The following is a 7617-nucleotide window of genomic DNA, read 5'->3' as shown; positions in this document are numbered from 1 at the left end:
TCCGACGCCACCACGCTCGACGCCGTGATCGCCGAGATCGCCGCATCCCGCCTCACCGAACGGGGCGCGACCCGCGCCGACGACAAGCTCTCCGAGGCCGCGATGGAAGACCGCAAGCGCGAGGGGTACTTCTAGACATGACCAGCACCACCACCATCCCCGGCCCCACGACCGGCACGGGGCACACCGCCATGCCCGAAGTCGACACCCTGCGCTTCGCGACGGCCGGTTCCGTGGACGACGGCAAGTCCACGCTCGTCGGCCGCCTGCTCCACGACTCCAAGTCGGTCCTCGCCGACCAGCTCGAAGCCGTCGAGCGCGCATCCGCCAGCCGCGGCCAGGACGCCCCCGACCTCGCACTCCTCACCGACGGCCTGCGCGCCGAACGCGAGCAGGGCATCACCATCGACGTGGCCTACCGCTACTTCGCCACGCCCCGGCGCCGGTTCATCCTTGCCGACACCCCCGGCCACGTGCAGTACACCCGCAACATGGTCACCGGCGCATCGACGGCCGAACTGACGGTCATCCTGGTGGACGCCCGCAACGGCGTCGTCGAGCAGACCCGCCGCCACGCCGCCATCGCCGCCCTCCTCCGCGTCCCCCACGTCGTCCTCGCCGTCAACAAGATGGACCTCGTCGACTACGCAGAGCCGGTCTTCACCAAGGTCGCCGCGGAGTTCGTCCAGTACGCGACGGAACTGGGCGTACCCGAGATCACCGCCATCCCGATCTCCGCGCTCGCCGGAGACAACGTCGTCGAACCGTCCGCGAACATGGACTGGTACGGCGGCCCGACCGTCCTCGAACACCTGGAGACGGTGCCGGTCGGCGACGACGCGGCAGCGGCGCCGCCGCGCTTCCCCGTCCAATACGTGATCAGGCACGACGGAGTGCGCTACTACGCGGGCCAGTTGGTCTCGGGCACGCTGCGCGTCGGCGACGAGGTCACGGTGCTGCCGTCCGGACGTACGTCGACGATCACCGCGATCGACGTACTGGGCCGGGAGGCGGCTGCTGCCTGCGCGCCGCAGTCCCTCACCCTGTGCCTCGCGGACGAACTGGACATCGCCCGCGGCGACCTGATCGTGCCGACGGCCGCCGCGCCGTGCACCACCCAGGACGTCGAGGCGGACGTCTGCCATCTGGCGGACCGGCCGCTGCGGAACGGGGACCGGGTGCTGCTGCGCCACACCACCCGTACCGTCCGGGCGATCGTCAAGGACCTCCACGGTGCCGGGGAGTTCGCGGCCAACGACCTGGGCCGCGTCACGCTCCGCACGGCCGAGCCGCTCGCGCTCGACCCGTACGCCGATGTGCGCCGCACCGGCTCGTTCCTGCTGATCGACCCGGCGGACGGTGCGACCCTGACCGCAGGCATGGCGCGGTGACCTGAATGGCCCGCACGTCTGTAACCAGCACGTCCGTAGCAGACACGGCTGCCGCACCGGCCGTACGACTGGCAGGGGCCACCAAGCGGTTCGGCGACGCGCTGATCCTGGACCGCATCGACCTCGATGTGGCCGAGGGCGAGTTCGTCTGCCTGCTCGGCGCCTCCGGCTGCGGCAAGTCCACGCTGCTCAACCTGGTGGCGGGCCTCGACCGGCCGACCGCGGGCACGGTGACGGCCCGCGCCGCCCGGCCCGCGCTGATGTTCCAGGACCATGCGCTGTTCCCCTGGCTGACGGCCGGCGGAAACGTCGAACTCGCCTTGGAACTAGGCGGGATGGACCGCAGGGAGCGGCGGGCGGAGGCCGAGCGGCTGCTCGCCCTCGTCCGTCTCCAGGGTGCTCACGGCAAACGCATCCACGAGATGTCGGGCGGTATGCGGCAGCGCGTGGCGCTGGCGCGTGCCCTCGCGCAGGGCAGTCGGATCCTGCTGATGGACGAGCCGTTCGCCGCGCTCGACGCGATCACCCGCGACGTCCTGCACGAGGTGCTGACCGACGTCTGGGAACAACGGAAGCTGAGCATCGTCTTCGTCACGCACAACGTCCGGGAGGCGGTCCGGCTGGGACAGCGGGTCGTACTGCTCTCATCCCGGCCCGGCCGGATCGCCCACGAATGGCAGGTCGGCATCCCCTACCCCCGTCGTATCGAGGACCACGACGTCGCCGAACTGTCCCTCGAGATCACCGGACATCTGCGTGAGGAGATCCGCCGTCATGCCCGCCACTGACCTGAAGCCCACCGGCACGTCCTCCCTCGAAGGCGGGGACGACATCTCCTCGGGCCTGGACGCCCTGGAGTCGCCGTCCGCGCCCGCGGCGCGCCGGGCCGCGAAGAAGGCGGTGGCGCCGCTCGCCGCCGTCGTCTTCGTCCTGGTGGTGTGGCAGCTTGCGTACGCCCTGGGCGTCCCGTCCACCCTGCCCGCGCCCGCCTCGGTGGCCGGGGAGCTCGGTGATCTGTGGCGCGACGGCACGTTGCTGCCCGCCCTGGGGCACAGCCTGGAGCGCTGTCTTTTCGGGTTCGCCGCCTCGGTGCTGGTCGGCGCCCCGCTGGGGCTCCTCGTCTACCGTTACGCGCCGGTCCGCACCGTCATCGCGCCCGTCCTGTCCGCCTTCCAGTCGCTGCCCGCGGCCGCGCTGGTACCGCTGGCGGTGATCGCGCTCGGCGAGTCGGAACAGGCCGTGTACGCGGTCGTCCTGCTCGGCGCCGTGCCGTCGGTCTCGATGGGGCTGGTCAGCGCGCTCGACCAGATTCCGCCGTTGCTGCGGCGGGCGGGCGTGACGATGGGGGCGACGGGGGTCCGCGCGGTGCGCAAGGTGCTGCTGCCGGCCGCGCTGCCCGGCCTTGTCACGGCCCTTCGGCAGGGCTGGACCTTCGGCTGGCGGGCTCTGATGACCGCCGAACTGATCACCGCGACGCCCCTGCCGGGGGTCGGGCAGATCCTCAATGCGGGCAAGGAGAGCGAGAGCTTCACGCTGATCGTGGCCGCGGTGGTGGTGATCCTGGCGATCGGGGTCCTGGTGGAGGCGCTGATCTTCCGGCCGGTGGAGCGGCGGGTGCTGCGGGATCGAGGGCTTACGGGGCCCAGGTGAGCCGGCTCACACGGCCAGCGGGCGGTCAGCTCAACAGGGACGTTCGTCACACATACACCTGACCGGAGCCTCTGCTCATACACCCCTTACCATTCATACGGTTGAAAGCAGGACCACATGGACCACCTGCTCCCGAACGGACCCCGCCGTGCACGATTTCCCTGCCCCCGCCCCTGCCAGCTGGCGCATCGCACTGCCGCACTCCGCAGCGGCCGTGCCCGTCGCCCGTGCCCTGGTCCGTACGGCGTTCGCCGACATCGAGTGCTGCGCAGCCGAAAGCGACACCGCCGAGCTGCTCACCGCCGAGCTCGTCGCCAACGCGGTCGAGCACACCGACGGCCACACCCCCATAGAGCTCGTCGTGGAACTGCTGCCCAGCGGCTGCCAGGTCGAGGTGCACGACCCCGACCCCGCGCCGCCCACGCAGCTCACCCAGCCGGAGCCCATCGAACCGCCGGACCCGTGGCAGGAAGGAGGGCGCGGCCTGCTTCTGATCCGCGCCCTGAGCTCCTCCTGCGGTCACCGCCCCACCGCGACCGGCAAGGCGGTCTGGTTCAGGCTCCCCGCGGTGCCTGAGCAGCGGCGGCCTTCTTAGCCCCCGGCGCGTCGGCCTCCGGCTCGTCATCAGCCCCGGCACCGGGCCCGGCCTCCGCCGATGCACCGTCCGCCCGGAACCTCGAGTGACGGCGCCCGTACCCCGCGTACACCAGCACACCCACCGCCAGGAACACGGCGAACTGCACCCAGGTCTCGACCCCGGTGCCGTACATCAGATACACGCAGAAGCCGATGCCGAGCAGCGGGCTGACCGGGTAGAACGGCACCCGGAAGCTGCGCTTCAGCTGCGGGCGGCTGCGGCGCAGCGCGATCACCGCGAAGTTGACGACGGCCATGACGGCGAGCGTGCCGATGGTCGTCAGGTTCATGATCGCGTCGAGCGGTACGACGGCCGCGGGGATCGCGAAGACGACGGCGACGATCCAGGTGCCGGCGACCGGCGTGGACGTCTTCGGGGAGATCCGCTCGAACACGCGCGGGATCAGGCCGTCGCGGGACATCGACATCAGGATGCGGGTCTGCCCGTACATCACGGCGAGCACAACCGAGGCGATCGCCACGACCGCGCCGAAGGCGATGACGGCGCCGCCGACGGTCGAGCCGGTGACCTCGTTGACGATCATCGAGAGCGCCGCAGGCGTGCCGGCCACGCCGTCCGCCGAGAACGCGCCGATCGCGGCGACCGCGACCAGGCAGTACAGCACGGTGACGATGCCGAGGCAGATCAGGATGGCGAGCGGGATGTTGCGCCGCGGGTTCTTGACCTCTTCACCGGCCGTGGTGACGGCGTCGAAGCCGATGTACGAGAAGAAGGCCAGCGAGGCGCCCGAGGTGATGCCCGAGAGTCCGAAGGGCGCGAAGTCGGAGAGGTTGCCCTGCTGGTAGGCGGTGAAGGCGATGCCGCAGAACAGCACCAGGATGGCGATCTTCAGGACGGCCATGGCGGCGGTCGCCCGCGCGCTCTCGCGCATGCCGCGCACCAGGAGCAGCGCGGCGAGCACCATCACGATCACGGCGGGGACGTTCACGACGCCGCCGTCACCGGGCGGGTTCGCGAGGGCTGCGGGCAGCTCCCAGCCGATGAGGCTGTTCAGCAGTTCGTTGAGGTACTGGCCCCAGCCGACGGCGACCGCGGAGGCCGAGACGCCGTACTCGAGGAGCAGGCACCAGCCCACGAGGAACGCCATGCGCTCACCGAGGGTGGCGTAGGCGAAGGAGTAGGAGGACCCGGATACCGGGATCGCGCCGCCCAGCTCGGCGAAGGAGAAGGCCGTGAAGATACAGGTGATCGCGGCCAGCACGAAGGAGATGACGACGGCCGGGCCGGCCTCCGCGACCGTGTCGGACAGGCCGACGAAGATGCCGGTGCCGACGACCGCGCCGACACCGAAGCACACCAGCTGGAACAGCCCCATGGTGCGCCTCAGGCCATGGCCTTCGAGGTCCGCCCCCGATTCGGCGACGAGCAGTTCGGGGGACTTGATGCGGAGTCCGGCTCCTGAGGGGCGTGGACGGGCCATGGGTTGTTCTCGTTTCTGGTGGTGCTGTGCGCGACGGGGTGGGCCGCGCGACGGCGGGGGCACGGGAAGGGTGGTCCGGGCCCGCCGGTGTCACGGGTGGTGCGAAGGGCTCAGGGCAATTACTCAGGCAAGCGTCGCGACGAGCACCGCCTTGATGGTGTGCAGCCGGTTCTCGGCCTCGTCGAAGACGACCGAGTGCTCGGACTCGAAGACCTCGTCGGTGACCTCGAGCGAGTCCAGGCCATGGCGGTCGTGGATCTCGCGGCCGACCTTGGTGCCCAGGTCGTGGAAGGCCGGCAGGCAGTGCAGGAACTTCACATCGGGGTTGCCGGTCGCGCGCAGCACATCCATGGTCACGGCGTACGGCGCGAGCGCGGTGATGCGCTCGTCCCACACCTCCTTGGGCTCCCCCATCGACACCCAGACGTCGGTCGCGACGAAGTCGGCGCCCTGCACGCCCTCGGCGACGTCCTCAGTGAGCGTGATCCGGGCGCCCGAGGTCTCGGCGAGCTTCCGGGCCTCGGTGACGATCTCGTCCGCCGGCCAGTACGACTTCGGGGCGACGATCCGTACGTCCATGCCGAGCAGCGCGCCGGTGACCAGGTAGGAGTTGCCCATGTTGAAGCGGGCGTCGCCGAGGTAGGCGAAGGCGATCCGCTCCAGCGGCTTGCTGGTGTGCTCGGTCATCGTGAGCACGTCGGCCAGCATCTGGGTGGGGTGCCAGTCGTCGGTGAGCCCGTTGTAGACGGGCACGCCCGCGTGGGCGGCGAGATCCTCGACACCGGCCTGGCTGTCGCCCCGGTACTCGATGGCGTCGAACATCCGCCCGAGCACGCGCGCCGTGTCCTTCACCGACTCCTTGTGCCCGATCTGCGAGCCGGACGGGTCCAGATACGTCGTGGAGGCGCCCTGGTCGGCGGCCGCCACCTCGAAGGCGCAGCGCGTACGGGTCGAGGTCTTCTCGAAGATCAGCGCGATGTTCCGGCCGGTCAGGTGCCGGGTCTCGGTCCCCGCCTTCTTGGCCGCCTTGAGCTCGGCGGCCAGGTCGATCAGGCTCCTGAACTCCTCGGCGGTGAAATCCAGCTCCTTGAGGAGGTGGCGGCCGGTGAGACCGGTCGGGACTGTCGCCATGGGAGCTCTCCTGGGTGTACGAATGCGGGAACCATGGAAGTCTATACGATCGTCAACATTTCTATGCGATCTTGCGGTCGGATTGGTGCACGTTCAGCGCGACCACAGGGCCTACCCGGCCACCGCGTCCCGCTCCACCGGACAGCTCATGCAGCGCGGCCCGCCCCGCCCCCGTCCCAGCTCGCTTCCCCGTATCTCTATGACCTCGATGCCCTGTTTGCGCAGGTGGGTGTTTGTCGTGGAGTTCCGCTCGTAGGCGATGACCACGCCCGGCTCGACGGCGAGGACGTTGCAGCCGTCGTCCCACTGCTCGCGCTCGGCGGAGTGCACGTCCTGTGTGGCGGTCAGCACACGGATCTCGCTCAGCCCGAGGGCCGCGGCGATCGCCCGGTGCATGTGCTCCGGCGGATGGTCGGTGACCTTCAGCTCCCTGGCGTCGACGCCCGGCTCGATGGTGTACGAGCGGAGCATGCCGAGCCCGGCGTACTGAGTGAACGTATCGCCGTCGACCATCGTCATGACGGTGTCGAGGTGCATCAGCGCACGCCGCTTGGGCATGTCGAGCGCCACGATGGTCTGCGCGGAGCCAGCGGCGAACAGCTTGTGCGCCAGCATCTCGACGGCCTGCGGCGTGGTGCGCTCGCTCATGCCGATGAGTACGGCGCCGTTGCCGATCACCAGGACGTCGCCGCCCTCGATGGTCGACGGATAGTCGTGCTGCCCCTCCGACCAGATGTGGAACGGTCCGGCCCGGTCGGCGTGGAACAGCGGGTGGTGCCGGTAGATCGCCTCGAAGTGCACGGTCTCGCGCTGCCTGGCGGGCCAGCGCATCGCGTTGATCGACACCCCGTCGTAGATCCAGGCCGAGGTGTCCCGGGTGAAGAGGTGGTTGGGCAGCGGGTGGAGCAGGAAGTCGTCGAGCTCCATGACATGGAAGCGGACGGATGTGGGCTCCGGGTGCCGCTCCAGGAACTCCCGCTTCGTCATCCCCCCGACCAGCGCCTTCGTGAGCTCGGCCGAGCCCATCGTCTCGAACGCCGCCCGCAGATGGTCGGTGGCCAGCGGTCCGTACTCCTTCTCGTCGAAGACCCGGTCCAGTACGAGGTTCCTGGCCGCCGGGACGTCGAGGGTCTCGGTGAGCAGATCGCCGAAGAGGTGGACGGTCACACCGCGGTCGCGGAGCACGTCGGCGAACCCGTCGTGCTCCTGCCGGGCCCGGCGCACCCACAGCACGTCGTCGAAGAGAAGTGCGTCCTTGTTGCTCGGAGTGAGCCGCTTGAGCTCCAGATCGGGGCGGTGCAGGATGACGCGCCGCAGCCGTCCGGCCTCGGAGTCGACATGGAATCCCATGCCCTCATCCTGACCAC

General features: G+C 70.0%; 7 protein-coding genes and 1 pseudogene. 5 read left to right on the top strand and 3 right to left on the bottom strand.

Translation table 11 applies throughout. The features are described 5' to 3' along the window. From ABT009_RS27480 to ABT009_RS27460, 5 genes and pseudogenes are all read left to right on the top strand, one after another. Window positions 1–135 (top strand): annotated as a pseudogene (locus ABT009_RS27480) (sulfate adenylyltransferase subunit CysD); the annotation flags it as partial. A gap of 2 nt (window positions 136–137) precedes the next feature. After that, a complete protein-coding gene (locus tag ABT009_RS27475; protein WP_502989963.1) occupies window positions 138–1391 on the top strand; it encodes a sulfate adenylyltransferase subunit 1 in 1254 nt (417 codons plus the stop codon). 5 nt (window positions 1392–1396) lie between these two features. Further along, window positions 1397–2179 (top strand): ABC transporter ATP-binding protein, encoded by a 783-nt coding sequence (locus tag ABT009_RS27470; protein ID WP_351300338.1) that lies wholly within the window; start codon window positions 1397–1399, stop codon window positions 2177–2179. After that, window positions 2166–3041 (top strand): ABC transporter permease, encoded by an 876-nt coding sequence (locus tag ABT009_RS27465; protein ID WP_351300335.1) that lies wholly within the window; start codon window positions 2166–2168, stop codon window positions 3039–3041. Before ABT009_RS27470 ends, ABT009_RS27465 begins: the two co-directional genes overlap by 14 nt. Window positions 3042–3189: 148 nt before the next feature. Then, window positions 3190–3636, top strand: a complete 447-nt coding sequence (locus ABT009_RS27460) for an ATP-binding protein (RefSeq protein WP_351300332.1) — start codon at window positions 3190–3192, stop codon at window positions 3634–3636. On the opposite strand, the gene ABT009_RS27455 is transcribed toward ABT009_RS27460, so the two are convergent. The 3 genes from ABT009_RS27455 to ABT009_RS27445 form a co-directional block, all read right to left on the bottom strand. Then, window positions 3596–5119: an amino acid permease gene (locus ABT009_RS27455; protein ID WP_351300329.1), complete on the bottom strand. Its 1524-nt coding sequence runs from the start codon at window positions 5117–5119 to the stop codon at window positions 3596–3598. The genes ABT009_RS27460 and ABT009_RS27455 overlap by 41 nt on opposite strands. Before the next feature lie 123 nt (window positions 5120–5242). Continuing rightward, the gene (argF, locus tag ABT009_RS27450; RefSeq protein ID WP_351300326.1) at window positions 5243–6250 is read right to left on the bottom strand and encodes an ornithine carbamoyltransferase; all 1008 of its coding nucleotides are present in this window, start codon (window positions 6248–6250) and stop codon (window positions 5243–5245) included. A 111-nt stretch (window positions 6251–6361) separates the two neighbouring features. Beyond that, complete coding sequence (locus tag ABT009_RS27445) at window positions 6362–7600, bottom strand: arginine deiminase (RefSeq protein WP_351300323.1); 1239 nt, start codon at window positions 7598–7600, stop codon at window positions 6362–6364. Between the last annotated feature and the right edge of the window lie 17 nt (window positions 7601–7617).

The organism is Streptomyces sp. NPDC002896 (genome assembly GCF_040295225.1).
Taxonomy (GTDB): Bacteria; Actinomycetota; Actinomycetes; order Streptomycetales; family Streptomycetaceae; genus Streptomyces.
This window is presented reverse-complemented; position numbering and strand designations above follow the sequence as displayed.